This is a genomic window from Vibrio brasiliensis LMG 20546 (assembly GCF_000189255.1).
Lineage (GTDB): Bacteria > Pseudomonadota > Gammaproteobacteria > Enterobacterales > Vibrionaceae > Vibrio > Vibrio brasiliensis.
Map to the genome: position 1 here is coordinate 1 of NZ_AEVS01000046.1, position 218 is coordinate 218.

Annotated in this window: 1 tRNA gene; it reads right to left on the reverse strand. The window is 45.0% G+C overall.

What is annotated here, in order from left to right:
* Positions 1-114: 114 nt before the first annotated feature.
* Positions 115-190, reverse strand: a tRNA-Val gene (locus RH46_RS07525).
* Positions 191-218 lie beyond the last annotated feature (28 nt).

Sequence of the window (218 nt, forward strand, 5' to 3'; positions counted from 1 at the left end):
AATGTTTCTTCCCTAAGGAAGGACATTTTCTAAAGACTTTCAGAGTCGAAGATTCTAACCACGTACGCTTTACTGAAGTGGTTTGGAAATCCTAATCCAAAAATACTTAGAGAATGGTGGGCGATACCGGGCTCGAACCAGTGACCCCCTGCTTGTAAGGCAGGTGCTCTCCCAACTGAGCTAATCGCCCACATAAGTTTTGATTCTTCGTGGAGAAG